This window comes from Actinacidiphila sp. bgisy160 (genome assembly GCF_057707815.1).
Genome location: NZ_JBYIQW010000014.1, coordinates 114,764 through 139,326, shown reverse-complemented (window position 1 = coordinate 139,326; position 24,563 = coordinate 114,764). Strand labels below are relative to the sequence as shown.

At 71.1% G+C, this 24,563-nt stretch carries 27 protein-coding genes and 4 pseudogenes; 12 read left to right on the top strand and 19 right to left on the bottom strand.

Annotated elements, in window-relative coordinates; genetic code table 11:
• Positions 1-141 precede the first annotated feature (141 nt).
• A complete protein-coding gene (locus AC3EUJ_RS14830; RefSeq protein ID WP_431961662.1) occupies positions 142-909 on the top strand; it encodes a GNAT family N-acetyltransferase in 768 nt (255 codons plus the stop codon).
• 28 nt (positions 910-937) lie between these two features.
• On the opposite strand, the gene AC3EUJ_RS14825 is transcribed toward AC3EUJ_RS14830, so the two are convergent.
• The 5 genes from AC3EUJ_RS14825 to AC3EUJ_RS14805 form a co-directional block, all read right to left on the bottom strand.
• Positions 938-1,351, bottom strand: coding sequence for a VOC family protein (locus tag AC3EUJ_RS14825; RefSeq protein ID WP_431961661.1), 414 nt, complete (start codon positions 1,349-1,351; stop codon positions 938-940).
• Between the two features lie 158 nt (positions 1,352-1,509).
• Positions 1,510-2,034: a GNAT family N-acetyltransferase gene (locus AC3EUJ_RS14820; protein ID WP_431961670.1), complete on the bottom strand. Its 525-nt coding sequence runs from the start codon at positions 2,032-2,034 to the stop codon at positions 1,510-1,512.
• A 17-nt stretch (positions 2,035-2,051) separates the two neighbouring features.
• On the bottom strand, positions 2,052-2,630 hold the full coding sequence (locus tag AC3EUJ_RS14815; protein WP_431961660.1) for a helix-turn-helix domain-containing protein: 579 nt from the start codon (positions 2,628-2,630) through the stop codon (positions 2,052-2,054).
• A gap of 55 nt (positions 2,631-2,685) precedes the next feature.
• A complete protein-coding gene (locus AC3EUJ_RS14810) occupies positions 2,686-3,462 on the bottom strand; it encodes an HAD-IIA family hydrolase (protein WP_431961659.1) in 777 nt (258 codons plus the stop codon).
• 15 nt (positions 3,463-3,477) lie between these two features.
• A complete protein-coding gene (locus tag AC3EUJ_RS14805; RefSeq protein ID WP_431961658.1) occupies positions 3,478-3,897 on the bottom strand; it encodes a TOBE domain-containing protein in 420 nt (139 codons plus the stop codon).
• A gap of 210 nt (positions 3,898-4,107) precedes the next feature.
• On the opposite strand from AC3EUJ_RS14805, the pseudogene AC3EUJ_RS14800 reads away from it, so the two are divergent.
• Positions 4,108-4,221, top strand: a pseudogene (locus tag AC3EUJ_RS14800) (dehydrogenase); the annotation flags it as partial.
• The gene (locus AC3EUJ_RS14795) at positions 4,218-5,255 is read left to right on the top strand and encodes a Gfo/Idh/MocA family protein (RefSeq protein ID WP_431961657.1); all 1,038 of its coding nucleotides are present in this window, start codon (positions 4,218-4,220) and stop codon (positions 5,253-5,255) included. The pseudogene AC3EUJ_RS14800 and the gene AC3EUJ_RS14795, both read left to right, overlap by 4 nt.
• Here AC3EUJ_RS14795 and gltD read toward each other — a convergent pair.
• The 8 genes and pseudogenes from gltD to AC3EUJ_RS14755 all read right to left on the bottom strand — a co-directional run.
• A pseudogene (gene gltD / locus AC3EUJ_RS14790) lies at positions 5,224-5,502 on the bottom strand (glutamate synthase); the annotation flags it as partial. The gene AC3EUJ_RS14795 and the pseudogene gltD overlap by 32 nt on opposite strands.
• Positions 5,496-7,022 carry a glutamate synthase subunit beta gene (locus AC3EUJ_RS14785; RefSeq protein ID WP_431961669.1) on the bottom strand — a complete coding sequence of 509 codons (1,527 nt, stop codon included), beginning with the start codon at positions 7,020-7,022 and terminating at the stop codon, positions 5,496-5,498. The pseudogene gltD and the gene AC3EUJ_RS14785, both read right to left, overlap by 7 nt.
• A 138-nt stretch (positions 7,023-7,160) precedes the next feature.
• Positions 7,161-8,909 (bottom strand): MFS transporter, encoded by a 1,749-nt coding sequence (locus tag AC3EUJ_RS14780; RefSeq protein ID WP_431961656.1) that lies wholly within the window; start codon positions 8,907-8,909, stop codon positions 7,161-7,163.
• Positions 8,910-8,940: 31 nt separating this feature from the next.
• The gene (locus tag AC3EUJ_RS14775) at positions 8,941-9,420 is read right to left on the bottom strand and encodes a MarR family winged helix-turn-helix transcriptional regulator (protein WP_431961655.1); all 480 of its coding nucleotides are present in this window, start codon (positions 9,418-9,420) and stop codon (positions 8,941-8,943) included.
• 188 nt (positions 9,421-9,608) lie between these two features.
• On the bottom strand, positions 9,609-12,311 hold the full coding sequence (gene aceE, locus AC3EUJ_RS14770; RefSeq protein WP_431961654.1) for a pyruvate dehydrogenase (acetyl-transferring), homodimeric type: 2,703 nt from the start codon (positions 12,309-12,311) through the stop codon (positions 9,609-9,611).
• A gap of 133 nt (positions 12,312-12,444) precedes the next feature.
• A complete protein-coding gene (locus tag AC3EUJ_RS14765) occupies positions 12,445-13,071 on the bottom strand; it encodes a GntR family transcriptional regulator (RefSeq protein WP_431961653.1) in 627 nt (208 codons plus the stop codon).
• Between the two features lie 92 nt (positions 13,072-13,163).
• The gene (locus tag AC3EUJ_RS14760; RefSeq protein WP_431961652.1) at positions 13,164-13,388 is read right to left on the bottom strand and encodes a barstar family protein; all 225 of its coding nucleotides are present in this window, start codon (positions 13,386-13,388) and stop codon (positions 13,164-13,166) included.
• Positions 13,389-13,524, bottom strand: a pseudogene (locus AC3EUJ_RS14755) (exodeoxyribonuclease III); the annotation flags it as partial. It abuts the gene before it with no gap.
• Here AC3EUJ_RS14755 and AC3EUJ_RS14750 point away from each other — a divergent pair.
• Positions 13,514-14,830, top strand: a complete 1,317-nt coding sequence (locus tag AC3EUJ_RS14750) for a recombinase family protein (protein WP_431961651.1) — start codon at positions 13,514-13,516, stop codon at positions 14,828-14,830. The pseudogene AC3EUJ_RS14755 and the gene AC3EUJ_RS14750 sit on opposite strands and share 11 nt — an antisense overlap.
• Before the next feature lie 556 nt (positions 14,831-15,386).
• Here AC3EUJ_RS14750 and AC3EUJ_RS14745 read toward each other — a convergent pair.
• Positions 15,387-15,644 (bottom strand): GntR family transcriptional regulator, encoded by a 258-nt coding sequence (locus AC3EUJ_RS14745; RefSeq protein WP_431961650.1) that lies wholly within the window; start codon positions 15,642-15,644, stop codon positions 15,387-15,389.
• 184 nt (positions 15,645-15,828) lie between these two features.
• On the opposite strand from AC3EUJ_RS14745, the gene AC3EUJ_RS14740 reads away from it, so the two are divergent.
• Positions 15,829-16,083, top strand: a complete 255-nt coding sequence (locus AC3EUJ_RS14740; RefSeq protein ID WP_431961649.1) for a hypothetical protein — start codon at positions 15,829-15,831, stop codon at positions 16,081-16,083.
• A 265-nt stretch (positions 16,084-16,348) separates the two neighbouring features.
• Here the strand turns inward: AC3EUJ_RS14740 and AC3EUJ_RS14735 are convergent, their stop codons facing one another.
• Positions 16,349-17,146 carry an exodeoxyribonuclease III gene (locus AC3EUJ_RS14735; protein WP_431961648.1) on the bottom strand — a complete coding sequence of 266 codons (798 nt, stop codon included), beginning with the start codon at positions 17,144-17,146 and terminating at the stop codon, positions 16,349-16,351.
• Between the two features lie 72 nt (positions 17,147-17,218).
• Here AC3EUJ_RS14735 and AC3EUJ_RS14730 point away from each other — a divergent pair, with 72 nt between their 5' ends.
• The 3 genes and pseudogenes from AC3EUJ_RS14730 to AC3EUJ_RS14720 all read left to right on the top strand — a co-directional run.
• Entirely contained in the window at positions 17,219-17,719 is a 501-nt protein-coding gene (locus tag AC3EUJ_RS14730) for a GNAT family N-acetyltransferase (RefSeq protein ID WP_431961647.1), read from the top strand.
• 9 nt (positions 17,720-17,728) lie between these two features.
• Positions 17,729-18,115, top strand: a complete 387-nt coding sequence (locus AC3EUJ_RS14725) for a PPOX class F420-dependent oxidoreductase (protein WP_431961646.1) — start codon at positions 17,729-17,731, stop codon at positions 18,113-18,115.
• A pseudogene (locus AC3EUJ_RS14720) lies at positions 18,112-18,465 on the top strand ((2Fe-2S) ferredoxin domain-containing protein); the annotation flags it as partial. The gene AC3EUJ_RS14725 and the pseudogene AC3EUJ_RS14720, both read left to right, overlap by 4 nt.
• A gap of 113 nt (positions 18,466-18,578) precedes the next feature.
• Here AC3EUJ_RS14720 and AC3EUJ_RS14715 read toward each other — a convergent pair.
• Positions 18,579-18,749 (bottom strand): hypothetical protein, encoded by a 171-nt coding sequence (locus tag AC3EUJ_RS14715; RefSeq protein ID WP_431961645.1) that lies wholly within the window; start codon positions 18,747-18,749, stop codon positions 18,579-18,581.
• Between the two features lie 289 nt (positions 18,750-19,038).
• Positions 19,039-19,473 carry an ATP-binding protein gene (locus AC3EUJ_RS14710; RefSeq protein WP_431961644.1) on the bottom strand — a complete coding sequence of 145 codons (435 nt, stop codon included), beginning with the start codon at positions 19,471-19,473 and terminating at the stop codon, positions 19,039-19,041.
• Positions 19,474-19,640: 167 nt separating this feature from the next.
• Here AC3EUJ_RS14710 and AC3EUJ_RS14705 point away from each other — a divergent pair, with 167 nt between their 5' ends.
• From AC3EUJ_RS14705 to AC3EUJ_RS14695, 3 genes are all read left to right on the top strand, one after another.
• The gene (locus AC3EUJ_RS14705) at positions 19,641-20,462 is read left to right on the top strand and encodes a helix-turn-helix domain-containing protein (protein ID WP_431961643.1); all 822 of its coding nucleotides are present in this window, start codon (positions 19,641-19,643) and stop codon (positions 20,460-20,462) included.
• 5 nt (positions 20,463-20,467) lie between these two features.
• On the top strand, positions 20,468-20,707 hold the full coding sequence (locus tag AC3EUJ_RS14700) for a DUF397 domain-containing protein (RefSeq protein ID WP_431961642.1): 240 nt from the start codon (positions 20,468-20,470) through the stop codon (positions 20,705-20,707).
• A 109-nt stretch (positions 20,708-20,816) separates the two neighbouring features.
• A complete protein-coding gene (locus AC3EUJ_RS14695) occupies positions 20,817-21,056 on the top strand; it encodes a hypothetical protein (RefSeq protein ID WP_431961641.1) in 240 nt (79 codons plus the stop codon).
• A 28-nt stretch (positions 21,057-21,084) separates the two neighbouring features.
• On the opposite strand, the gene AC3EUJ_RS14690 is transcribed toward AC3EUJ_RS14695, so the two are convergent.
• Positions 21,085-22,227, bottom strand: a complete 1,143-nt coding sequence (locus tag AC3EUJ_RS14690) for a glutathione-independent formaldehyde dehydrogenase (RefSeq protein ID WP_431961668.1) — start codon at positions 22,225-22,227, stop codon at positions 21,085-21,087.
• Between the two features lie 142 nt (positions 22,228-22,369).
• Between AC3EUJ_RS14690 and AC3EUJ_RS14685 the strand changes: the two genes are divergently transcribed.
• The gene (locus tag AC3EUJ_RS14685; RefSeq protein ID WP_431961640.1) at positions 22,370-22,567 is read left to right on the top strand and encodes a hypothetical protein; all 198 of its coding nucleotides are present in this window, start codon (positions 22,370-22,372) and stop codon (positions 22,565-22,567) included.
• A gap of 607 nt (positions 22,568-23,174) precedes the next feature.
• Here the strand turns inward: AC3EUJ_RS14685 and AC3EUJ_RS14680 are convergent.
• Positions 23,175-24,482 carry an epoxide hydrolase family protein gene (locus AC3EUJ_RS14680; protein WP_431961639.1) on the bottom strand — a complete coding sequence of 436 codons (1,308 nt, stop codon included), beginning with the start codon at positions 24,480-24,482 and terminating at the stop codon, positions 23,175-23,177.
• Positions 24,483-24,563 lie beyond the last annotated feature (81 nt).

The following is a 24,563-nucleotide window of genomic DNA, read 5'->3' as shown; positions in this document are numbered from 1 at the left end:
AGTCCCTCATTCATGCCGGTCAGCATAATGGGGGGGTCCCCGCCTGCGAGGAAGGGCTTTCATGGTCGTGGTGCGGGTGTCCTGGGCGTGCGACACGTGTGACATCGTGATCGCGCGAGTCAGCGGGCGAAAGGAGACGTGTTGGGCACGGCGAGCACGGAGGCACTGGCGGAGGTCACCGCCAACTTCCGTCAGTATCTGATGGGCTGGGGCCGGACGCAGGGCGGCGACGGCGGCCTCGACCGCTACCGCAGCGGTCTCGCCACGCCGCAGTTCAACGGCGTGGTCCGGATAAGGTCCCTGGACGCGCTCGGCCGGGCCGTGGCCACCGCGCGCACCGAACTCGCGGGCGTCCCCTGGTGGTGGTGGGCCGGCCCGGACAGTCCCGAAGGCACCGCCGCCGCCCTGACCCGGCACGGCGCGGTCCCGCTGGGCGCCCTGCCCCTGATGGTGCGGCCCCTCGACCGCGCCCCGGACCCCGAGGACCCGCCGGCGGGGCTGCGCGTCGAGGCGGTCGAGACCCCGGACCGGCTGGCCGGCCTGGTCCGCACGTACCGCACCTCCATGGGCATCGCGCCCGGGCTTCAGCGCGACCTCGTACGCTTCGAGGCCCGGCGCGCGGACAACGCGGACGTCGTCCGCCTCGCCGCCGTGCTGGACGGTGACGTCGTCGGCACCACGGTGGTGATCACGGCGCACGGCGTGGCCGGCATCTTCCTCGTCCACGTCGCCGAGCCCCACCGCCGCCGCGGCATCGGCGCCGCGCTGACCGCGGCCGCCCTCCGCCTCGCCCACGACCGCGGCACCCACCAGGCCGCCCTCCTGGCCAGCCCGGCCGGCGAACCCCTCTACCGCCGCTCCGGGTTCACCACGGTCTCCGAGTACCGCCTCTTCACGCTGCCCGCCTGACCGGCCGCCGTGACCGACGCAGGTGCCACTAACCCTGGCCGGTCAGGGAGCCGGACGGCGCCAGGGTGCGCAGGACGTCGAACTCGTTGCCCTCGGGGTCGGCCATGACCACCCAACTCCGGCCGGGGCCCTGGCCCACGTCCACTCTCGTGGCGCCGAGGTCGAGCAGCCTGGCCACCTCGTCCTCGGTACTGCCGTCGATCGGGCTTACGTCCAAGTGGAGCCGGTTCTTGCGGGTCTTGCCCTCGGGCACCCGGACGAATACCAGGGTCGGCGGCATCTGGCGGGCCAGGACCTCCTCGACGGTGGGCTCCCAGGAGCCGATCTCGACCTTGCCCTCGCTCCGGTCGATCACCTTGAAGTCCAGTACCGCGCACCAGAAGGCCGCGAGGCGCTCCGGATCGTGGCAGTCGACAGCCAACTCGGTGAACCTACTGGTCATTACTCCCCCAAGCAGTGCGACGACGGGCGTTCAGCCTACGGGGCCGCGCCACCCGCCCGGCAAGTCCCGGATCACCACGGCCGATCCTCGGCCGACGCGCTCCTCCGCGAGCACGTGGAAGACGCCCGCCGGCCGCCACGCGGGGCCGACGCCACGCGTCACGCAGACCTCAGCGCCTTGAAGTAGAAGGTCGTCGGCCGCAGCACGCCGTTCGGGTTCGCGGCGTGGGCGGGGACGGTGCCGTAGGGGGTCCAGCCGGCGGTGCGGTAGAGGTGTTCGGCGGGGCTGCCGGTCTCGGTGTCGAGCAGGAGGAGGGCCGCGCCCGCGGCCGCCGCGGCGTGTTCGGCGGCGGTGAGGAGGGTGCGGCCGAGGCCGTGGCCGCGGGCGCGGCGGTGGACCATGAGCTTGAGGACCTCGGCGCGGTGGCGGCCGTTGGGCTTGGCCTCGTGGGCGAGGCTGACGGTGCCGGCGACGCCGGAGGCGTCGCGCGCGGCCCAGACGGTGAGGTCGCCAGCCGCGACGGCGCGGGCCCGGGTGCGCCACCAGGCGGCGGCCTCGGCCTGCGTGAAGGGGGCCACGAAGCCGAGGGACGCGCCGCCCTCGACGGCGTCCACGAGGAGGGCGGCGAGGTCGTCGGCGCAGTCCAGCAGGGCTTCGGCGGACAGCGGGGCGATGGTGTGCACGGGGGCGGGGGTGTCCTTCACGGCAGTACGACCACGACGGAGTAGCGGGCGGGGTCCGGGCCTGGGCAGCGGAAGCGGGAGGGGCCCCACAGGCGGTAGCGGAGGCAGTCGCCGGGGGCGAGCCGCTGGGAGTGGCCCTGGACGGTGACCTCGAGGACGCCCTCGCGCAGCCACACGTGGTGCTCGAGCCCGGCGACGGGAGGCCCGTCGTACGCGATGTCCGCGCCGGGGCGCAGCACGCCCTCGACGATCTCGGCGCGCAGTCCCGGATGCGGAGGTGAGACGGAGCGCCGTTCGAAGCCGGACGGGGTGTCGGTCCAGACGCGCTGGTCGGCGGCGCGTACGAGCTGTGCGGGGTCGCTGCCGCTCTCGACCTCGGCGAGCAGCCGGGACATGGTGCGTTCGTACGTCGTGCACAGGCGCCCGAGGAGGGCGGCCGTGGGGCTGATCTCGGCGCGTTCGAGGCGGGAGAGCGTCGAGCGGCTGATGCCGGTGCGCGTGGCGAGCTCGTCGAGGGACCAGCCGCGTTCGTCGCGCAGTTCGGCGAGGCGCGCGGCCAGGCGGGCGTCGACCGACCCGGGATCGGGCTCTCTCATATCCGGGACGATATCCCAGATGCGGGACATCGCCAAGCGCCAGCGTCGCGCGGTGTCAGTCGTCCAGCCCGAACAGCCGCGGGACGTCCGCGAAGGAGTCCAGGACGTGGTCGGGCTGCGGGTCGGCGGCACGGTGGGTCTCCGGCAGGTACTTGCCCGTCCGCACCAGCACGCCGGTCACGCCGTGGCGCTGCGCCGCGAGTACGTCGGAGTCGATGTCGTCGCCGATCATCACCGCGTCGCCGGCGGGAACCCCGAGCCGGTCCAGCGCGATGGCGAAGAAGGCCGCCGACGGCTTGCCCACGACGACCGCCTCCACGCGCGCGGCGCGCTCCAGGCCGAGCAGGAAGGCGCCGGTGTCCAGTCGGAGGCCGTCCCGGGTCCGCCAGTACAGGTTGCGGTGCACGGCCACCAGCCGGGCCCCGCGCCGCAGTTGCCGGAACACCGCGTCGAGCGCCTCGTACCCGAACTCCGGGCCCGCGCCGCCCACGACGACCACGTCCGCGTCCTCGCCGGGGGCGACCAGCCGGACGTCCCCGAGGTCCTCGGCAATGGCCCCGCTGTTGAGCAGCAGGCACCGGGCCCCGGGGTGCTGCGCGGCCAGATAACGCCCGGTGACGGCGGGCGCGGTCAGGATGTCCTCCGCCCGCACCGGGAAGCCGGTGTCCGCGAGGGTGGACGCGATGGCCGCGCGGGTGCGGGAGGTGGTGTTGGTCAGCAGCACGAGCGGGACGCCTGCCGCCCGCAGCCGTGCCAGTGCCTCGACCGCGCCCGGCAGGGGCTGCCAGGAGACGGTGAGGACGCCGTCGATGTCGACGAGCGCGGCGCGCACGGGTCCGGGCCGCCGTCAGGCGGTCGCGAGCGCGACCTCGGTGGACTTCACCAGGGCCACGACCGGCGTACCGGCGGTGATGCCCAGCTCGTCCACGGCCTCCTTGGTGACCGCCGCCGTCAGGGTGCCGCCCTCGGCCGCGACGCCGACGTTCGCCATCGCGGCACCGAGCGTGACCGAGGTGACCGTGCCGGCCAGCCGGTTGCGGACGCTCACCCCCCGGACGTCACCCGTGGCGAGCGCGACCTGGGTGGCCTTGACGAGGACGGTCACCGGGGATCCGGCCGCGATGCCGAGTTCCGCGACGGTGTCGGTCGCCACGGCCGCCGTGACCTCCTGGTCGCCCGCCAGCCGGGCCTTGACAGTGGTCATCGCCTTGCCGGAGGTGACGGAGACGACGGTGGCCGGGAACTGGTTGTGGATGCTCAGGCTCATGGCGGACACCTTGTCGGCTGGACACGGTCGCGGTCGTGGCGACGATCGTGGGAGCGGCGCAGAAGCGGCACGGGCGGTGGTACGGGCGATACCGGCCCTCCGTCCACCCTAACCACGGACCCTCCCGGGGAGGCGGGAACGCCACTCGGGCCGCCGCACCGCTTCTTCCCGGCCCGGCCGGTTCAGCCCGAGGCCGTCACGGCCCGTTCGCCCGTGCCGTGTACCGTCGCCGACGGGGTCGAGGCCGGATGGATCGCCGAGGCCTGCACGTTGTCCCCAGGGGACCACGGACCCGTACGTATGGAAGAGGTACGCACCGCATGACCACCGAACCGTTGCGCATCGGCGTGCTCGGCGCCGCCCGCATCGCCGGGGCCGCCCTCGCGGCCCCCGCCCGCACGACCGGGCACCGGCTCGTCGCCGTAGCCGCCCGCGACCGCTCGCGGGCTGCGGACTTCGCGGCCGAGCACGGCGTCGAGCGCGTGCTGGACTCGTACGCCGACGTCATCGCCGACGCCGAGGTCGAGGCCGTCTACAACCCGCTCGCCAACGGCCTGCACGGCCCCTGGAACCTGGCCGCCATCGCCGCGGGCAAGCACGTGCTCAGCGAGAAGCCCTCCGCGAGCAACCTCGAGGAGGCCATCGAGGTGCGCGACGCGGCCGCCAAGGCGGGCGTGGTCGTCATGGAGGCGTTCCACTACCTCTACCACCCGGTCACCCGGCGCCTGCACGAGCTGCTGGAGTCCGGCGAGCTCGGTGAGCTGCGGCACGTGGAGACCGTGGTCGACATCCCCGCGCCGGCTGACGAGGATCCCCGCTGGTCCCTGCCGCTGGCCGGCGGCGCCATGATGGACCTGGGCTGCTACTCCCTGCACGCGGCGCGGTCCCTGGCCCCCTGGGCCGGCGGCGCCCCGCGCCTGGTCGAGGCCCGCGGCGGGGAGCGCGCCACCGCGCCCGGCGTCGACGCCTGGCTGGACGCCGATCTGGAGTACCCCGGCGGCGCCACCGCCTCGGCCCGCTGCCACATGGACGCCGAGGCCCTCGAGATGAGCTTCCGCATCGTCGGCAGCCGGGGCGAGGCCACGGCGCCGTGCTTCGTGCTGCCGCACACGGACGACCGCGTCGTGGTCCGCACTCCGGACGGCGAGCGGGTCGAGGAGCTCGGCAGGCGTTCTTCGTACACCTACCAGCTGGAGGCCTTCGCGGCGACGCTTCGCGACGGCGCCCCGCTGCTCACGGACGCCGACGACGCCGTGGAGTCGATGCGCATGATCGATGCCTGCTACCGCGCCGCGGGCTTCCAGCCGCGCCCGCGTTCCGCCGCCGTCACGCCACCAGTGGCCGGGTCGTCGGTGTGATCGGCGCCGGCAGGCAGGTAGTGCCGTTGAGCCATCGGTCGACCGACGCCGCGGCCGACCGGCCCTCGGCGATCGCCCAGACGATCAGCGACTGACCGCGGCCCGCGTCGCCCGCGACGAAGACCTTCTCCACCCCGGTGGCGAAGCCGGCGTCGCGGACGACGTGGCCGCGCCGGCCGATTTCCAGGCCGCGCTGGGCCACCGGATGCGGCTTCGAGCCGCGCCCGCGTTCCGCCGCCGTCACGCCACCAGTGGCCGGGTCGTCGGTGTGATCGGCGCCGACAGGCAGGTAGTGCCGTTGAGCCATCGGTCGACCGACGCCGCGGCCGACCGGCCCTCGGCGATCGCCCAGACGATCAGCGACTGACCGCGGCCCGCGTCGCCCGCGACGAAGACCTTCTCCACCCCGGTGGCGAAGCCGGCGTCGCGGACGACGTGGCCGCGCCGGTCGATTTCCAGGCCGAGCTGGGTCACCAGAGCGCAGTCGCGCTCGGCCCCGGAGAACCCGAGCGCCAGCAGCACCAGCTGCGCGGGGATGACGCGTTCGGTGCCCTGCTGCGGGCGCCGGTGCCGCGGCTCGACGCCGACCAGGTGGAGCGACCGCACGTGCCCCGTGTCGTCGCCCTCGAAGCGGAAGGTCGACGCGGAGAACACCCGTATGTCGCCGTCCGGTCCCGGCAGCGGCACACCACCGTGCTCCGCCGGGTCCCAGCCCCCGCGCCGGGCCACCTCACGGGCCTCCTCGTGGGCGGGGGAGACCCGGTAGACCCGCGGGTACACCGGCCACGGCTCGTGCTCGGAGCGGAGCTCGCCCGGCAGGGGGTTGATGTCGAGCTGCACGACGGAGGCCGCGTGCTGCCGCAGCACGGTGCCCAGGCAGTCGGCGCCGGTGTCGCCGCCGCCCACGATGACGACGTCCTTGCCTTCCGCGCTGACCGGTGACTCGGCCAGGTCGCCCTCCTGCACCCGGTTCGCCAGCGGCAGGTACTCCATCGCCTGGTGGATGCCCGCCAGTTCCCGTCCGGGCACCGGCAGCTCGCGCCAGGCCGTGGCGCCCACCGCGAGGAGCACCGCGTCGTGCTCGGCGACGACCCGCCCCGCGTCGAGGTCCGCGCCCACCTCGACCCCGGTGCGGAAGAGCGTGCCCTCGGCGCGCATCTGCGTCAGGCGCCGGTCCAGATGGTGCTTCTCCATCTTGAACTCCGGTATGCCGTAGCGCAGGAGCCCGCCGAGCCGGTCCGCCCGCTCGTAGACCGTCACCGTGTGGCCGACCCGGGTGAGCTGCTGGGCGGCGGCGAGCCCGGCGGGTCCGGAGCCGACCACGGCGACCGTGCGCCCGGAGTGCCGTTCGGGCGGTCGGGGGAGGACGAAGCCCTCCTGCCACGCGCGGTCGGCGATGGCCACCTCGACGTTCTTGATCGTGACGGGGTCGGCGTTGATGGTCAGGACGCAGGCGCTCTCGCAGGGCGCCGGGCACAGCCGGCCGGTGAACTCGGGGAAGTTGTTGGTGGCGTGCAGCCGCTCCGAGGCGGTGGCCCAGTCCTCGCGGTACACCAGGTCGTTCCAGTCGGGGATCATGTTGCCCAGCGGGCAGGCGTCGTGGCAGAACGGGATGCCGCAGTCCATGCACCGGCCGGCCTGCGCGGAGATGATCGGCAGCAGGCTCTGGCCAGTGTAGACCTCGTGCCAGTCCTCGACGCGCTCGCAGACGGGGCGCCGCGCGGGGGTACGGCGGGGGGTGGTGAGAAAGCCCTTGGGATCGGCCATGGCCGCCTCCGGCGCCGCCGTCACGATCATGGGGAGTCACGGTGACCACGTCCCCCGGCACGTGGCATCGTCAGGCCACCATACGTCGGGTTTGCCGGTATTTCGATGGCGCGGCCACCGTGATTCTCCGCGATGGGCTCAGGCCGCGGCCCCCAGGTCCGCCGAGCGCGGGTTGATCAGTACGACGTCGCAGGTCGCGTGCCGCATCAGGGCCTGCCCGGCGCTCGCGTCCATCAGCGCGGACAGCCCGCCGTGGGTGGGCGCCCCGACGACGATGGCGCGGGCGCCGGTGCGCTCCGCGTGCTCGGCGACCAGACGGCCCACCTCACCGTGGCCGGTGGCGTTCCGCAGCACATGGCCGACGGCCGGGATGCCGAGGGCGGCGAGCCGGTCCAGGTGCTTGCGGACGGCGATCCGGGCGGACTCCAGGTCGTCGGCGCCGGTGGCCGCGTCACCCGCGACGGCGGACTCCTCGGCGTGGACGACGTGCACCGTACGGCCGTTGATCGTCGCGAGGCGGCCGGCGGCCTCGGTGACGCGCTCGGCGTTCGGGGAGCCGTCCACGGCGGCGACGATGGCACCGCGGCCCGCGTCACCGGGCACCACGGCGTCGTGCTCGACCGGCACCAGCGACGCGGCGGCGTCGGCCCAGGGGACGGGTTCCGGGGCGGGGTTCGCGGTGGGGTCGACCTGTTCGGCCTGGACCTTCTCGGCCTCCTTCAGCAGCCCGTGGGCGGTGGAGAGGATCACGATGCCCAGCACGAGTGCCCCGGCGCCGATGTAGAACGGCACGTGGATCCCGAACGCCTCGACCAGCTTGCCCGCCGCGAACGGCGCCAGACCGCCGCCGATGAAGCGGACGAAGCCGTACGCGGCGGAGGCGACGGCGCGGTCGACGGGCGCGACGGTCATGACCGCCTGTGTGGTGACCGTGTTGTTCACGCCGATGAAGACACCGGCGACGATCACGCAGACGATCAGCACGGTCCGGTTGTTCGTCCAGATGGCGATGGCCAGCACGGTGAGGGCGAACAGCGCGAGGCTGGCGTAGAGCGTCCGCGCGATGCCCAGCCGGGCCTGCAGCCGCGGCGCGCCGAAGACGGCAAAGACCGCGACCAGGGCGCCCCAGCCGGTGAAGACCAGGCCGAGCTGGATCGCGCCGAGCCCCATCGGGAAGGGCGCGTAGCCGAGCACGGTGAAGAACGCCCAGTTGTAGCAGAGGGCCGTGAGCGACATCGTCAGCAGGCCGCGGTGGCGCAGCGCGCGCAGCGGCTCGCTCAGCCCGGTCTTGCGGGCCGGCAGCGGGATCGGCTCCACCAGGACGACCGTGGCGACCAGCGCGATGGCCATCAGGACGGCGACGCCGTAGAACGGGCCGCGCCAGCTCACGTTGCCCAGCAGCCCGCCGAGCAGCGGGCCCACCGCGATGCCGACGCCCAGCGCGGTCTCGTAGAGGATGATCGCGCCCACGAAGCCGCCGCTCGCGGAGGCCACGATCACCGCCAGCGAGGTGGCGATGAACAGGGCGTTGCCGATGCCCCAGCCCGCGCGGAAGCCGACGATGCCGCCGATGCTCCCCGAGGTGCCGGCCAGGGCCGCGAACACCACGATCAGGGCGAGGCCCGCGATCAGCGTCCGCTTGGCGCCGATCCGGCTGGAGACCCAGTTGGTGATGAGCATGGCGACCGCGGTCACCACCAGGTAGCTGGTGAACAGCAGCGCCACCTGGCTGGGAGTGGCGTCCAGTTGCTCCGATATCGCGGGCAGGATCGGGTCGACGAGTCCGATCCCCATGAACGAGACCACACAGGCGAAGGCGACCGCGAACACGGCCTTCGGCTGTTTGAACGGATTCACGGAACGGGACGATCGCGCATGCGCGGTCATGAAGCTGCTCCGACGTAGAACCGATGCCTGATCAATTGCTCCGCTGGGCGAGGCGCGACGAGGCCGGGGGCGGCCCCAGCCGGGTCAGTGCCTCCACGGCCGGCAGCGCGGCCACCAGCGCCGACCGCTCGTCCGGGCTCAGCTGTTCCAGCAACTCCCCGAGCCGCTCGGCACGCATGGCGCGCCGCCGGGCGATGGCCTCCCGGCCCGCGTCGGTGATGTCGACGAGCACCACGCGCCCGTCCGCGGGTTCCGCCGCGCGACCGGCCAGTCCCGCCTCCGTCAGCCGTGACACGACCTGGGTCATCGCCGGCTGCGTGACGCCCTCCAGGGCCGCCAGCTCGGTCAGCCGGAGCGGGCCGGACTGCTCCAGCGTGGACAGCGTCGCCACGGTGGTCAGTGACAGCTCGCTCGGCTGGCTGAGCCTGCGCAGCATGCGGTACAGCCGCTCCAGGGCCCGCGCCACGTCGACGGCGTGGCTGTGGTCCAGGTCGTCGTCGGGAAGATGCATAAGGAATTTATATCACCGCCTTATGTATCCGGGGAGAGGTCTCCAGGGGGCAGTGGGCACACGGGACGTGAGAGGGCGCACGAGCGGGCACCGGTCGGGCGCGCGCGGACATGGATGAGGGCCGGGTACGCCTGACGGCGTACCCGGCCCTCGTGTCCCCACCCGGGGCGGGGTGGGGAAGCCGGCTCTCAGAGCCCGTAACGCTCACGGGCCTCCTGGACGGTCTCCCGCTTCACCTCGCCGCGCCCGGCGAGCGCGGCCAGCGCCGCGACGACCACCGACTGCGGGTCCACGCCGAAGTGGCGGCGGGCCGCCTCGCGCGTGTCCGACAGGCCGAAGCCGTCGGTGCCGATCGAGTGCCATTCCTGCGGCACCCACTGGCTGATCTGGTCCGGCACCGCGCGCATCCAGTCGCTCACCGCCACCACCGGGCCCGGCGCGCCCTCCAGCACGCGCGTGACGTGGGGGAGCGGGGCGTCCTCGCCGCGCAGCCGGGCCGCGTCGTACGCCAGACCGCCGCGCCGCAGCTCGCTCCACGAGGTCGCCGACCACACGTCCGCCGCCACGCCCCACTCCGCGGCCAGCAGTCGCTGCGCCTCCAGGGCCCAGTGGATCGCCGTGCCGGAGGCCATCAGCTGCAGCCGCGGCGCGTCGGCCGGGAGCCCGGCGGTGTCGGCGGCGCGGAAGCGGTACAGGCCCTTGACGATGCCTTCCTCGACCCCGGGCTCCGCCGGCATGGCCGGCTGGGTCTTGGGCTCGTTGTAGACCGTCAGGTAGTAGAAGACGTCCTCCGCGTCGGGGCCGTACATGCGGCGCAGGCCCTCGCGGACGATCACACCGATCTCGTAGGCGAACGCCGGGTCGTACGAGATCGCCGCCGGGTTCGTGGACGCGATCAGGTGCGAGTGCCCGTCGGCGTGCTGCAGGCCCTCGCCCGTCATCGTCGTGCGGCCCGCGGTCGCCCCGACCAGGAAGCCGCGGCCGAGCTGGTCGGCCAGGGCCCACATCTGGTCGGCGGTCCGCTGCCAGCCGAACATCGAGTAGAAGATGTAGAGCGGGATCATCGGCTCGCCGTGCGTGGCGTACGAGGTCGCCGCGGCGGTGAAGGAGGCCATCGAACCGGCCTCGGTGATCCCCTCGTTGAGGATCTGGCCGCTCTCCGCCTCCTTGTAGTACAGGAGCATGTCGCGGTCGACCGGGTCGTAGGTCTGGCCGAGCGGCGAGTAGATGCCGGCGCTCGGGAAGAGCGACTCCATGCCGAAGGTCCGCGCCTCGTCGGGCACGATCGGTACCCAGCGGCGTCCGCTCTCCTTCTCCCGCATCAGGTCCTTCATCAGCCGGACCAGGGCCATCGTCGTCGCGATCTCCTGGCCGCCGGAGCCCTTGGCCAGGGCCTCGAAGGGCTTCGCGGACGGCTCGGGCAGCGCCACCGGGTGCACCCGGCGGGCCGGCGCGGGGCCGCCGAGTTCGGCACGGCGCTCCTGCAGGTAGCGCACCTCGGGGGAGTCGGCGCCCGGGTGGGCGTACGGCACCAGGTCGCCGGAGAGCGCGCTGTCCGGGATGGGGAGTTCGAGCAGGTCGCGCATGGTACGGAACTCGGGGACGGTGAGCTTCTTCATCTGGTGGTTCGCGTTGCGCGACTCGAAACCGCGGCCCAGCGTCCAGCCCTTGACGGTCTGCGCGAGGATCACCGTCGGCGCGCCCTTGTGCGTCGTGGCCGCACGGTAGGCCGCGTACACCTTGCGCGGCTCGTGACCGCCGCGGGAGGTGTGGAAGCACTCGGCGATCTTGGCGTCGGTCAGCAGCTTCGCCATCTCGGCCAGGGCCGGGTCGGCACCGAAGAAGTGCTCCCGGATGTAGGCGGCGTCGCGGGTGGCGTAGGTCTGGAACTGCCCGTCGGGGACCTCGCGCAGCCGCCGGACGAGAGCGCCGGTGGTGTCGAGGGCGAACAGCTCGTCCCAGGCGGAACCCCACAACGACTTGACGACGTTCCATCCTGCGGCGCGGAACTTCGCCTCCAGCTCCTGGACGATCTTGAAGTTGGCGCGGACCGGGCCGTCGAGACGCTGCAGGTTGCAGTTGATCACGAAGGTGAGGTTGTCCAGCCCCTCACGGCCGGCGAGGCCGAGGGCGGCGGTCGACTCCGGCTCGTCCATCTCGCCGTCGCCCAGGAAGGCCCACACGTGCGAGCCGGAGGTGTCCTTGATGCCGCGGTGCGTCAGGTAGCGGTTGAAGCGGGCCTGCTGGATCGCGGCGAGCGGGCCGAGGCCCATCGACACGGTCGGGAACTCCCACAGCCAGGGCAGCCGGCGCGGGTGCGGGTAGGAGGGCAGGCCGTCGCCGCCCGCCTCCTGGCGGAAGTTGTCCAGGTGCCGCTCGGTGAGACGGCCGTCGAGGAAGGCGCGGGCGTAGATGCCGGGGGAGGCGTGGCCCTGGATGTACAGCTGGTCGCCGGAGCCTCCCCCGGAGCCGTCGGCCCGGGAGGACCCCCACTCCTTGCCGTGGAAGAAGTGGTTGAAGCCGGTCTCGTACAGCCAGGCCGCGGAGGCGAAGGTGGCGATGTGACCGCCCAGGCCGTAGCGGCTGCCGCGGGTCACCATGGCGGCGGCGTTCCAGCGGTTCCATCCCGCGATGCGCCGCTCCATCTCCTCGTCGCCGGGCAGCTCGGGCTCCGCGGCGGTCGGGATGGTGTTGATGTGCTCGGTCTCCAGCACCGACGGCACCGAGAGACCCGACGCCCGCGCGTGGTCGAAGGTGCGGCGCATCAGGTAGGCCGCGCGGTCCGGGCCGGCGGCACGGGTGACCGCGTCGAGAGAGGCGGCCCATTCACCGGTTTCCTCCGGGTCCGGGTCCGGCAGGTGATCGAGTGCGCTCAGCGTGGCGTCGGTCATGGTGAACGCCTTCCAGATGGTTCCGTGCGGGCAGGGTGTCCCCGTCTCCCACACCATAATTCTGATCGATGATCGATCAAATACCCTGTGACGAGAGTCACACGTCGGAGAACTCCGGTTCCTCCGGGCGGCGTCACTCGCCCTGCGGGGCGCAGCCCAGCACGTGCTCCTTGACCAGTTCGCCGACCCGCGGATCGTCCCTGCGGAAGGCCTCCACGACCGCCTGGTGCTCCTCGGCGTACAACCGCTGCCGGGTGCCCAGCCAGCGGATCGACAGCGCCGTCCACACCTCGATGCCCAGCGACTCCCAGGTGTGCAGCAGCACGCTGTTGCCCGAGGCCCGCACCAGCTCGCGGTGGAACGCGACGGTGTGCCGCACCTGCGCCCCGGCGTCGCCCACCGCGTCCGCCTTCCGCAGCAGCGCGACCTCGGCCTCCAGCCCCGACAGGTCCTGCCGCAGGCGGGGCGCGGCCAGCTCCGCGGCAATCTGCTCCAGGCCGGCCCGTACCGGGTAGATCTCCTCCAGGTCCGCGGCGGTCAGCCTGCGCACCCGCACGCCCTTGTTCGGCGCCGACTCGATGAGCCGCATGACCTCCAGCTCCCGCAGCGCTTCCCGCACGGGCGTCTGGCTGACCTTCAGCTCGGTGGCGATGCCCCGCTCGACGATCCGCTCCCCGGGCTTCCACCGCCCGCTGACGATGCCGTCCACGATGAACTCGCGGATCTGCTCACGCAGAGAGCGGACGACGGGCGGCGCCATGGGTACTCCTCCGGAAAACGGCAGCTGACTAGACGATACGGCGGCGGCGCCCCCGGCGGTCGCGGACGGCGGCACCGGGTGTCGCGGTGACCTCAGCCGAGGACGAGCTCCACATCGCCTTCCGCGAGCACCTCCAGGACCAGGCCGAAGTGGCTGTCCGGCTCCCCGGAGGCGTCCGGCGTCGCGCCCAGCGCGCGCCGGGCGACGGCGGAACCCCGCCACCCCAGGGTGAACGGTGTGGTGCCCCCGAAGCCGCCGCGGAGGCGGTCGGCCAGGCCGTCCGCGGTGCGGCCCGGGTAGCCGCCGGGACCGTTCACCTAGCCGAGGTCGTAGGTGACCGTCACCGGCGCGTGGTCGGACCAGCGTTCGGGGTGGGTGTCCGCACGCTCGACCCGGGGCTCCGCGGCCCGGGCCGCCAGGCCGCGGGTGGCCATGGAGGTCGATGCGCCATCCGGTCGACCCATATTGCAGCTTTGACCTCGTGACTCAGCTACGCGCACTCAGCGCCATCAGGCTCAGCGTCCGGACCGACGCCACCACGTCCCCGGAACGCCAACGGGACGCCAACCGCACTGCCGCCGAACGCCGGGGCATGGTGATCATCGGCGAGGCGGAAGACCTGGACGTGTCGGCCACCAAGACCAGCCCCTTCGACCGCCCCGACTTGGGCGTATGGTTCCGCGATCGCGCCGACGACTTCGACGCTGTCATCTGGTGGCGTCTTGACCGCGCAGTTCGCTCCATGGCCGACATGAACGAACTCGTCAAGTGGGCACGGGAGCACGGCAAGCGACTGGTCTTTGCCGAAGGCGCGATGGACTTTGATTTCAGCGTGCCGAACCCGATGACGGACATGATCGCCACCATGATGGCTTTCGCCGCTCAGATGGAGGCAACCGCCATCCGGGAACGCGTCACGGGTGCCATGGCGGCGCTCCGCACTCAGGGCCGGTATTCGGGCGGTCTTCCGCCGTACGGATACCAGAAAGTGAAGAACCCGGACGGTGCGGGATTCAAGCTGGCACCGGACCCTGAGGCCGTGGCTGTGATCACCCGCATAATCCGGGATGTCCTCGACGGCGCTTCGTTGCAGTCGATCTCGATCAAGCTCAATGAAGAAGGCATCCCGGTGCCCCGCGACTACGCCAAGATTCGCGCCGGGAAGCCGACGGGAGGCATGCGGGGCGGACGCCACCACGAGCGGTTCATGTGGACGTCCGGCACGCTGTCCAAGGTGCTCCGCACCCCGGCGCTGATGGGCCACCGAATCCACCAGGGGAAGACCGTCCGCGATGCCGAGGGAGCGCCCGTGATGATCGGTGACCCCGTGCTAACGCGGGACGAGTTCGACGCCCTACAGGACGCCCTGAACGTGCGTACGCCCCACGAGAAGCGCACCCGCAGCGATACGACGGCACTGCTCCTCGGTGTGGCCAAGTGCGCCGGGTGTGGCGGGAATCTGTACCGGGCCGTGCGCGCCAACGGACTTGCCGACTACGTGTGTCGGGCATCGGCGCGCGGTATCCGGTGCGAGGCTCCGGCGGGCTCTCCATCGACTCCGCCCGAATGCCTGCCGTCTCGTGACGACCACGCCTCGGGAGGAGTTGGTTATGCGATTGAAGAGGGGCAGGGGGTAGCGGAAAATGACCGAAAGGGGGAGGGGGGGGACCCGGTTTCTGGACCTTTCCACACCGTGTCGTTTAGCAACCCGGATTCAGTACGGGTAGTCATCTCGATGAGCCATCCCCGCGCTCACTAAACGTGACGCCATTCCCACCAATCAAATGGTGACTCGCCGATCACCGCGTAACGTTGCGCGCCGCTGACAAGGAGAACGCAAAATAACCAGTAAGCTTAATTAGCGCCCGTCCGGATCAGTGGATCGAAGGTAGCGCGCCACGAGGTCCACATCTCCTTCGTATGCGAGAATCCGAAGTTGATCACCTTCCCGAGCCTCGTACTCGAGAATTTCCATACCAGGTCGCCAGCTAGCGCTCCGCGTGGCACGTCCACCTACCGGTAGACGCACCGACTGCCTCGCTGGACGCGTGAAAATCGCACCACCTGCGTCACTTTTGAGCTTTCCATACACGAAAGCCCGGCGCCCCAATCCGCGCTTCCACGAGACACGACAAGAAACAGCCGGATTCACACCTTGTTCAAATTCTGCCGTGCGCCCTTTTGACCGCCTCGCGTGGATTGCCCTGGTCAAGCCACCGGCAAGGAAGGCAAATAGAGCGAATGCAATAAATTCCAGCATGTAACCGTTCCCTAGATGCAGCCTGTGGGGCTATTTGTTTGTTTCCGGAACAAATTCATTCGCTCTTATCGGGGGCTTCCGTAACAAAACTCCCCATACCGGGAGTGGTTACCAACAACCCTTCGGTGCGCAGAGCGGCCACTGCCTTGCGGGCGGTCATTTTGACAACGCCGAATTCCTGCATGATCGCCGACTCACTCACCATCGTGTCCGGCGGATATGTGCCGTCGGCGATACGCGCCCGGATCACGTCGGCGATCTGCTGCCATCGCGGGCGCTTCGGGTCCCAGGTCGGCCCGGCTTCCTCGGTCATATGATCAACGTTAGGCACCCGCACACACGCACGCCTGTCTTGATGTGTCTATAGGTGGACATAGACCGGGGTCCGCAACAAGACGACCCCGAGCGCGCCGGGCAATGGCGCATCTCGGGGCCTGACCGAACATCGGAGGTTCGGCTATGGCGAACTTTAGCTGTTGGCTTTCTGGGGGTGCCGCGTGATCCACGGCGACGATGAGCCCCGCTACGTCGGGGAGAGCAATGGCAAGGCCGTTTACGTGATCGCGGCCCCCGGCGGCCACCTCGAAGCACTCGCTGACATGCGGGACATTGAGGCTGCCCACACACTGTCTGCCGTCGTGCGGGCGGTGCTGGAAGGGGAACCGACCGTCGAGGAGTTGGCGGCCTTCGTGCCACTGCTGTCGGACGCGCTCGACCGCGTGGTCGTCGTGGCCGCGAGGGGGTTCGAGTGAGTGAAGAGGAGCACCCGCTCCCGGAGACGTACCGGGACGGGGGAGTGGGTTGGTGGACGCGCTACGGGGGGCATCGCGATCCTGTGTCCGGTGTCCTCCGGTTCCCAAAGGACGCGCTTCCGTGCACGGCCACATGCCCGCGTGATCACGAGCACCGGCGGGAGCAGTAGGCACGCAAGAGAGCCCCAACTTTCCAAGCTGGACAGGGAAGTTGGGGCTCTTGTCTGTGTACTTCAGGGGGCCCTACCGCTGACCCCCTGCAGGCTCAGAAGTCGAAGGTGACCGTCACCGGAGCGTGGTCGGACCAGCGTTCGGCATGGCTTGCTGCCCTCTCCACGACCGCACTGACTGCCGTAGCTGCGATACGAGGCGTCGTGCAAACTAGGTCGATGCGCCAGCCGGAGTCGTTGTCGAAGGCGCGGCCGCGGTACGACCACCACGTGTAGGGGCCCTCGCCCTCCGGGGTGAGGTGGCGCACGACGTCGGTGTACCCGGCCTCGTCGTAGATGCGGGAGAGCCACGCCCGCTCCTCGGGGAGGAAGCCGGCCTTCTTCTGGTTGGCCCGCCAGTTCCTCAGGTCGCGCTCGGTGTGCGCGATGTTCCAGTCGCCGCAGATCAGGACCTCGCGCCCGTCGGCGGCCGCCTTCTCCCGCAGCTTGACCATGTGCTCGAAGAACGCCGCCATGAAGCGCTCCTTCTCCTCCTGCCGCTCCGTGCCGACCTCGCCGGAGGGGAGGTAGAGGCTGGCGACCGTCACGCCGGGCAGGTCGATCTCCGCGTAGCGCCCGGAGCCGTCGAACTCCTGCGAGCCGAACCCGATCCGGCTCGCGGACGGTTCCCGCCGCGAGTAGAGGGACACCCCCGCCCGGCCCTTCGCGGCCGCCGGGGCGTGGAGCACGTGCCAGCCCACGGGGGCACGGACCTCCTCGGGCAGTTGCGCGGCCTCGGCGCGGACCTCCTGCAGGCACACCACGTCGGCCGCGGTCGACTCCAGCCAGGGGAGGAAGCCCTTCTTGGCCGCGGCGCGCAGCCCGTTCACGTTCACGGTGGTCACGGTGAGCATGACGGGGACGATACCGGGCCGCCGGAGGGTGCCCGTACCGGGTCGTAGGCCGCACACCCGTACGATGTGCGGGTGGAGATCCGTAAGACGCGCTATGACCACCCCGACGCCGTGCTGCTGACCGAGCAGGTGCAGCAGGAGTACGTCGAGCGGTACGGCGGCCCCGACGAGACCGCGATGGACGCCGACCACTTCGACGGCCCGCGGGGCGAGTTCCTGGTCGGCTACCTCGACGGCGCTCCCGTGGTGACCGGCGGCTGGCGCGGCCAGGACGCCTCCCCCGAGGGCTTCGAGGACGGGGATGCGGAGGTCAAGCGGATGTACGTGGTGCCGCAGGCCCGCGGCCGGGGCTTCGCGCGCCGGATGCTCGCCGCGCTGGAGGCCGGCGCCGCCGCGGCGGGCCGCACCCGGATGGTGCTGGAGACCGGGCGGATGCAGCCGGAGGCGATCGCCCTCTACGCCTCCTGCGGCTACACGCCGGTGGCCAAGTTCGGCCACTACAAGGACAGTCCGCTCAGTGTGTGCCTGGGTAAAACGCTTCCCGCACCGGCCCTGGAGGCCGTTCCCGCGTAGCCTTGGTGCATGATCGAGGACAGCGCGTCCGCCCGGCTCGCGGCGGGCAAGTACCTACTGGTCACCACGTATCGGCGGGACGGCCGTACCGTGCCCACCCCGGTGTGGGTGGTCCGCGACGGAGCGGCGCTCGGCGTGTGGACCGCGGCGGGCTCCGGCAAGGTCAAGCGGATCCGCAACCGCTCCGACGTGCTGGTCGGCCCCTGCGACGTACGCGGCAACCCCACCGGGGAGCAGGTGCCGGCCCGGGCCGAGATCCTCGGACCGCAGGAGACCGAGCGCTACCGCTCCCTGGTCGCCCGCAAGTACGGGCTGCTCGGCCGGCTGACCCTGTTCGGCAGCCGGCTGCGCCGCGGTCGTGAAGGCACCGTGGGCGTGCGGATCACCTTCACGTGAGCGTCGGTGTGTTGCGGCGGGGCGCCTGCACGGTGAGCGTCTGCCGCGACTGCTGCTGCGGTACCGAGAAGGTCCCCGGCGTCGACCACGACGCGCAACTCGACCGGCTCCGGCGGGAACTCGCCGGGGTCTGCCGGGTGCGCGTCACCGAGTGCCTCGACGTGTGCGGGCAGGCGAACGTCGTGGTCGTGCAGCCCTCCCCGGAGGGACGTGCGGCCGGCGGCCGCCCGGTCTGGCTGGGCCTGGTCAACGACCCCGGAGCCGTGGACGACATCGTCGCCTGGGTGCGCGCCGGGGGACCGGGCCGTGCCGTGCCGCCCGACGTGCTGGACCTGTACGCCATCGAGCCGCCGGGCGGCCGCGTCATGGGCGCGGCGGACGCGGCGGGTCAGGCGGCGGGACACGGCAGGGGCCGCACGGGCTTCATTGCCCGTACGGCCCGTGAACCGGCCGTGCCGGAGGGTCAGTCGATGCCGCGCAGGATGTGCGGTTCGTTCAGATCGTCCTCGTAGCCGGCCAGTCGGATCGGTGCCGACCTGGCCCAGACGTCCAGGTTCCGCACCTCCCGCTGTTGCGCGGGCTGATCGTCGGGCTCCTTGCTGAGCTGGTTCCGCTTTGACTTCTCGGGTGTCACCGCGCACTCCTTCGTGTCGGGTGAGCCGGACGCCGGCCCGGCCGCTGCCGGACGCCGACCGCCCGGTCGGGCTGATGGCTGAGCGGACGCGGTGGCGCCGGTTGCGGAACCGGGCGGGAATCGCGGTGGGCGGTTCCTCCCGGGGCGGAGGCAGGGGGTGTTGGTGCTCCCCCGGGGCCTTTCCGTCGGGAGAAGCCTATGCCCGGACGCGGGGTGCCACCATCCCAATACGGCGAGCCGCGACGAAGGCCACCCTTCCCGCGGGCGCCGACCGGAGGTCGCCCGGCGTTCAACCGCTGCGCCGGACCGCCTCGGGACGGGCGCAGGAGAGGGTCGCCCACACCGCGCGACCGGTTCCGTGAGCCGGTGGCCGGACACCCCAGCCTTCGGCCAAATGGGCGACGAGGGCGAGCCCGCGGCCGTTCTCGTCGCCGTCGGCGGCCGTGCGCGCCAGGGGGCCGGCGGGCCCGCGCCCTTCATCGACGACCTCGATGTGCAGCTTGCCGGCCGCCGTCCAGAGCAGGCACGCGACGTGGTCGCTGCCGCTGTGCACCACGGCGTTGGTGAAGAGTTCGCTCACCACGAGGCCGGCGTCGTCGCCCAGCCCCACCAGGCCCCATCTGCTCAGCGCGGAGCGCACCTGACGCCGTGCGACGCCGACGGAGGAAGCCTGCGCCGGCAGTCGGAGCCGGAAGGTGTCCCGGGCGCTGATGGCAAAGAGCACACCGGTAACTATGGCCACTGCTTACACAGAAGGCAAGGGTCATTCTGCAAATTGCACAATCGCCAGTAGCAGGGTGTGGGTTCCATTCGTGACATGGCACACTGCTGCCATGCGGGAGTTGCAGCGTGGGTGAGGCGAGGGCGAGCGGGGCGCCGACCGTTCTCCGCGTGATTCTCGGCAAACGCCTCCATGACCTGCGGGAGAAGGCGGGCTACTCGTACGAGCAAGCCGCGCGCGAGCTGGATGTCACTCATGCCACGGTGCGCCGCATGGAGAAGGCCGAGGTCGGCCTGCGCATCCCGTACGTGGAGAAGTTGCTGGCGCTGTACGGCGTCGACGCCGCCGAGGCGGCGACCTTCGTCGACCTCGCCCGGCAGGGCAACCGCCCCGGCTGGTGGCACCGTTACCGCGACGTTCTTCCGTCCTGGTTCAGTGCCTTCGTCAGCCTCGAGGGCGAGGCCGCGATCATCCGCGCCTACGAGCCGCACTACGTCCCCGGGCTGCTCCAGACCGAGGACTACGCGCGCGCCGTGCTGAGGGCGGGCCGCCCCGGAGCGTCCACGGAGGAAATCGACCGCCTGGTCGCGCTCCGGCAGGAGCGGCAGGCGCTGATCGCCCGGCCGGACGCCCCCCTGCTGTGGGTGGTGATGGACGAGACCGTGCTGCGCCGCCCCATCGGCAGTCCCGGCGTCATGCGTGCCCAGCTGGACCGGCTGGCCGAGGCGTGCGAGACACCGCGGGTGCGACTGCAGATCATGCCCTTCGACGCCGGGCCGCACCCGGCGATGTACGGGCCATTCCACATCTTCCGGTTCCAGATCCGCGAGCTGCCGGACGTCGTGTTCACCGAGAGCCTGGTGGGCGCCGCCTACCTGGACGACGTGGACGACGTCTCGGCGTTCCTCCAGGCCCTGGACCGGATGTGCGCGCAAGCCGCGCCCGCACACAGCACCGCAGCCATCCTCGATGGCATCCGCAAGGAGATCTGACACACATGGACGACCGCATATACAACGGCATGCGCGCCCTCGACCTCGGCACCGAGGGCTGGCACAAGCCGTGGAGCGGCGGCAACGGGGGAAGTTGCGTGGAAGCCATGAAACTGGCCGACGGCAGAGTCGCGCTGCGGCAGTCCACCGACCCCGACGGGCCGGCCCTCATCTACACGGACCAGGAGATCAGGATGTTCATCGAGGGCGCCAAGGACGGGAAGGCCGACTTCCTGCTCTCGTGAGCCCCCGGATTGACATCTTCGAGTGAACCCAGCCCGCGCGGGCAACCGCGACGACCGACGGGCTGTCTCCAGCGGTAATCCGCCGGACGGACGGGACAAGGGGAGCAGCATGACCGGACAACTCGGACCGCTGTACGAACCGGGGGTGGCCTACGTGCGCATCGCCGCGGCGGACGCGGCGACCGCCCACAGGGTCGCCGACGTCATCGCCTCACGGTATTCCGGGACCCGTCCGCCGCGGGTCACCACGCACGCGGACGGGCTGGTGGAGTTCGACCTGTACACGTACACCCTGGAAGAGGTCAGCCCCTCCGGGCCGTACGACGCCCAGGACCCGCAGAGCCGCTAGGGCCCCGGGCGCGGTCCGTCGGATCCGGTCAGCCCTGACCGGGGTGGAGGACGACCTTGGTGTAGCCCTCGATCCGCTTGTCGAACTTCTCGTACGCCGACGGCGCGTCCGTCAGGGGCAGTTCGTGGGAGACCACGAAGCTCGGACGGGCGCGACCCTCGATGATCATGTCGCGCAGCTGCCGGTTGTAGCGCTTGACGTTGCACTGCCCGGTGCCCAGCCGCAGGCCCTTCTCGAAGAGCCGGCCGACGGCGACCAGCAGCCGCCCGCTCTTGGCCTGCTCGTCCGGCCCGCCGGGGTCGGAGGGCACGTACAGGCCGGGGATGCCGAGGGCGCCGGTGGGGCGCACGGTGTCGATCAGGGAGTTCAGCACCGCCGCGGGCTCCTCGCGGCCCGCGCCGCCGGCCTGGGCCTGGTAGCCGACCGCGTCGACGCCCTTGTCGGTGCCCTCGCCCTTCGTGTGCTCCTTGATCTGGTCCACCGGGCTGCCCTTGGTGAAGTCGATCGGGACCGCGCCGATCTCCTCGGCCTTCTGCAGCCGCTCCGGCACGCGGTCCACGACGAACACCTTGGCCGCCCCGCGCAGCATCGCCGAGTACGCGGCCATCAGCCCGACGGGGCCGCCGCCGTACACCGAGACGCTCTCGCCGGGGGAGACCTGGGCGAGCTCGCAGCCGTGGTAACCGGTGGGGAAGATGTCGGCCAGGAGCACGAAGTCGTTCTCGCTGGCGGTGCCCTCCGGCAGTTTCAGGCAGTTGAAGTCCGCGTACGGTACGCGCACGTATTCCGCCTGACCGCCCGGCCAGGGGCCCATGGCCACATAGCCGTAAGCGCCTCCGGCGAACCCCGGATTGACCGTCAGGCAGTAGCCGGTGAAACCCGCCGAGCAGTTCTTGCAGAATCCGCAGGCGACGTTGAAGGGCATGACCACACGGTCGCCCTGCTTGAGGGTGGTGACCCCCTCGCCGACCTGGTCGATGATTCCCAGGTTCTCGTGGCCGAAGACGATGCCGGGTTCCGCGGCGGTCCGGCCCTCGTACATGTGCAGGTCGGAGCCGCAGATCGCGGTGGACGTCACCCTGACCACCACGTCGTTGGGGTGCTGCAGGCGCGGATTGTCAACTTCCTCGACGGCTACCTCGAACGGTCCTTTGTAGACGACGGCCTTCACGTGGACACCTCCGATTGGTGTCTGATTCATGGCTTACGTGACCTATTTCTCATGCTCCCCCCTTGGGCAGTACGAGACAAGCCAGCTATTCTTCACCTAAATATGGCTATTTGCGGATTGGCCGCGAGGAAAGGCGGGAAGAATGGCCCAGCGCTCAGGAACGCTGCTCGTCCCCATACCCGGCCTGTCCGGCACGGTGTACCCGGTCGGCACGCGCGTGGCCATCAGCGGGATGGGCTCCTCCGTCGACGCCTTCGTGGACGGCGACTGGCTGCCGCTGTCGTGGTGGGAGTTCGCCGAGGGCCGCAATGACGACGTGTACGAGGGCCCCACACCGTGACATCCGGCGGGCGCCGGAAGCGGTAGCGCTTCCGGCGACGCACCGGATGCCCGGTCGCCGCCGCCTGGGGCCGGCCGTTCACAGCCGGTCGAGGAGGAGGGCGGTTCCGCGCTGCCGCGCGGAGGGATCGCCCGGAGACGGCATGGGACGGCATCCGACGGCGCGGCCCGGCGTACCGCCGTGCCCTGCTGTCCGACCTTCGCGCCGCGCCGTCGGCGACGGACGGCCGGGCGTCGCTGCCGGACGGCGACGCCCCCGACGTCCTTCGCCCGAAATCTTCCGCCCCGGACTTCCCGGCGGTATGGACGACGTGCTCCGCCCGGGCCGACGACCGGCATCCCGGTCACCGGCTGCCGAGCGGAGGCGCCCATGGACGCTCGCGTCCGGGACGTGAGCCGACCGATGTGGCCTCACGGTCCTCAAGGCCAGGGCCGTGAAGTTACGGGGCGAACCGAGGGCGGCGGTCAACCGGGCCCACCCGCCCGGTAACCGCATTCCTCTAACAGCGCGCGGCCAGCAGCAGGTAGACCACCTCGCCACCGGCGCCACCCCGGCACCACCCCGGCACCACCCCGGCGCCGACCCGGACCGTGCGGGCGCCGCGGCCTCAGCGGAACAGCCTGCCGAACCTGCGCACTTCCTCCGCGAAGATCTGCGGCTGTTCGAAGGCGGCGAAGTGACCGCCCTTGCTCGCCTTGTTCCAGTAGACGAGGTTGGGGAACGCCTTCTCGGCCCAGGCGCGGGGCGGCGTGTAGAACTCCTTGGGGAACAGTGTGACACCCATGGGCACGTCGATCCTGACGGCGTTCATGGTGATGTCCGAGTTCTCCCAGTAGAAGCGCGCGGCCGACTCCGCTGTATTCGTCAGCCAGTACAAGGTGATGTCGTCCAGCATCTCGTCCATGGTCAGAATCGACTCGGGATTCCTGTTGCTGTCGGTCCAGACCCCGAACTTCTCGTAGATCCAGGCAGCCTGCCCGACCGGGGAGTCGGCCAGGGAGTAGGACACGGTCTGGGGCCTGGTCATCATTTCGAGCTGATATCCGATCTCGTTCTTCTGCTGGGCCTCCAGTTGGCTCATCGCCACCCGTTCCTCGGGGGTCAGATGGTTCAGGTCGAGGTCAGGAGGGACGATCTGAGGGAAGTTCAGGTGAATACCCAGCAGCCCCTTGGGACGTAGCACCCCCAATTGCACATTGACCGCCGCGCCCCAGTCCCCGCCCTGGGAGAGGTAGTGGTCGTAGCCGAGGCGGGGCATGATCTCGGCCCAGGCCTTCGCCGTCCTCACACGGCCCCAGCCCAGCTCGTCCGGTTCGTCGGAGAAACCGAACCCCGGGAGGGAGGGGGTGACCACATGAAAGGCGTCCCGGGGGGATCCACCGAACTCCGTGGGATGCGTGAGGCGCCGGATCACCTTGCGGAATTCCAGGATCGAGCCGGGCCAGCCGTGCGTGAGCATGAGGGGCATCGCGTCGCGATGAGGTGACCTGGCGTGCAGGAGATGGATGCTGACGCCGTCGATCACGGTGCGGTACTGGCCGAATCGGTTGAGCAGCGCTTCCACCCTGCGCCAGTCGTAATGCCGCTGCCAGTGGTCCACAAGTCGCTTGACCCGCCACAGCGGTGCCCCCTGCGTCCAGTCGTCCACGAGTTCTTCGGCCGGCCAGCGCGTCATGTCCAGCCGCCGCCGCAGGTCCTGCAGCATGCGCTCCGGCACGTGCAATCGCATGGGGACGACCGCCCCGTGGCCTGCCGACGGCATGGACAGGCGCGCGGCCGAGGCATCCGTTGTCGTGACGGCCTCAGCGGCACCGGCGACCCCGGATGCCATGGCCGCCGCGGCGGTCCCCGCACCCAGCGCACCCATGGCGTGCAGCAGCCGTCGACGGCTGAGTTTGTTCGGTTGGTCAGTCATGCGTCACTCACTCCGCTCTTTTCTCCCGATTTCAGAAAACGTGGAGCAGCCCAGCCGATCGCTTGCCTGCCCCCAAGTGCC

What these genes read in the sequence shown, in the direction of transcription:
- AC3EUJ_RS14780 (WP_431961656.1), bottom strand. Translation starts at nt 8,909, where the DNA reads ATGACCGCGCATGCGCGATCGTCCCGTTCCGTGAATCCGTTCAAACAG.
- aceE (WP_431961654.1), bottom strand. Translation starts at nt 12,311, where the DNA reads ATGACCGACGCCACGCTGAGCGCACTCGATCACCTGCCGGACCCGGAC.
- AC3EUJ_RS14805 (WP_431961658.1), bottom strand. Translation starts at nt 3,897, where the DNA reads ATGAGCCTGAGCATCCACAACCAGTTCCCGGCCACCGTCGTCTCCGTC.
- AC3EUJ_RS14815 (WP_431961660.1), bottom strand. Translation starts at nt 2,630, where the DNA reads ATGAGAGAGCCCGATCCCGGGTCGGTCGACGCCCGCCTGGCCGCGCGC.
- AC3EUJ_RS14825 (WP_431961661.1), bottom strand. Translation starts at nt 1,351, where the DNA reads ATGACCAGTAGGTTCACCGAGTTGGCTGTCGACTGCCACGATCCGGAG.
- AC3EUJ_RS14750 (WP_431961651.1), top strand. Translation starts at nt 13,514, where the DNA reads ATGCGCCATCCGGTCGACCCATATTGCAGCTTTGACCTCGTGACTCAG.
- AC3EUJ_RS14735 (WP_431961648.1), bottom strand. Translation starts at nt 17,146, where the DNA reads ATGCTCACCGTGACCACCGTGAACGTGAACGGGCTGCGCGCCGCGGCC.
- AC3EUJ_RS14765 (WP_431961653.1), bottom strand. Translation starts at nt 13,071, where the DNA reads ATGGCGCCGCCCGTCGTCCGCTCTCTGCGTGAGCAGATCCGCGAGTTC.
- AC3EUJ_RS14700 (WP_431961642.1), top strand. Translation starts at nt 20,468, where the DNA reads ATGGACGACCGCATATACAACGGCATGCGCGCCCTCGACCTCGGCACC.
- AC3EUJ_RS14785 (WP_431961669.1), bottom strand. Translation starts at nt 7,022, where the DNA reads ATGGCCGATCCCAAGGGCTTTCTCACCACCCCCCGCCGTACCCCCGCG.
- AC3EUJ_RS14745 (WP_431961650.1), bottom strand. Translation starts at nt 15,644, where the DNA reads ATGACCGAGGAAGCCGGGCCGACCTGGGACCCGAAGCGCCCGCGATGG.
- AC3EUJ_RS14795 (WP_431961657.1), top strand. Translation starts at nt 4,218, where the DNA reads ATGACCACCGAACCGTTGCGCATCGGCGTGCTCGGCGCCGCCCGCATC.
- AC3EUJ_RS14775 (WP_431961655.1), bottom strand. Translation starts at nt 9,420, where the DNA reads ATGCATCTTCCCGACGACGACCTGGACCACAGCCACGCCGTCGACGTG.
- AC3EUJ_RS14680 (WP_431961639.1), bottom strand. Translation starts at nt 24,482, where the DNA reads ATGACTGACCAACCGAACAAACTCAGCCGTCGACGGCTGCTGCACGCC.
- AC3EUJ_RS14695 (WP_431961641.1), top strand. Translation starts at nt 20,817, where the DNA reads ATGACCGGACAACTCGGACCGCTGTACGAACCGGGGGTGGCCTACGTG.
- AC3EUJ_RS14685 (WP_431961640.1), top strand. Translation starts at nt 22,370, where the DNA reads ATGGCCCAGCGCTCAGGAACGCTGCTCGTCCCCATACCCGGCCTGTCC.
- AC3EUJ_RS14725 (WP_431961646.1), top strand. Translation starts at nt 17,729, where the DNA reads ATGATCGAGGACAGCGCGTCCGCCCGGCTCGCGGCGGGCAAGTACCTA.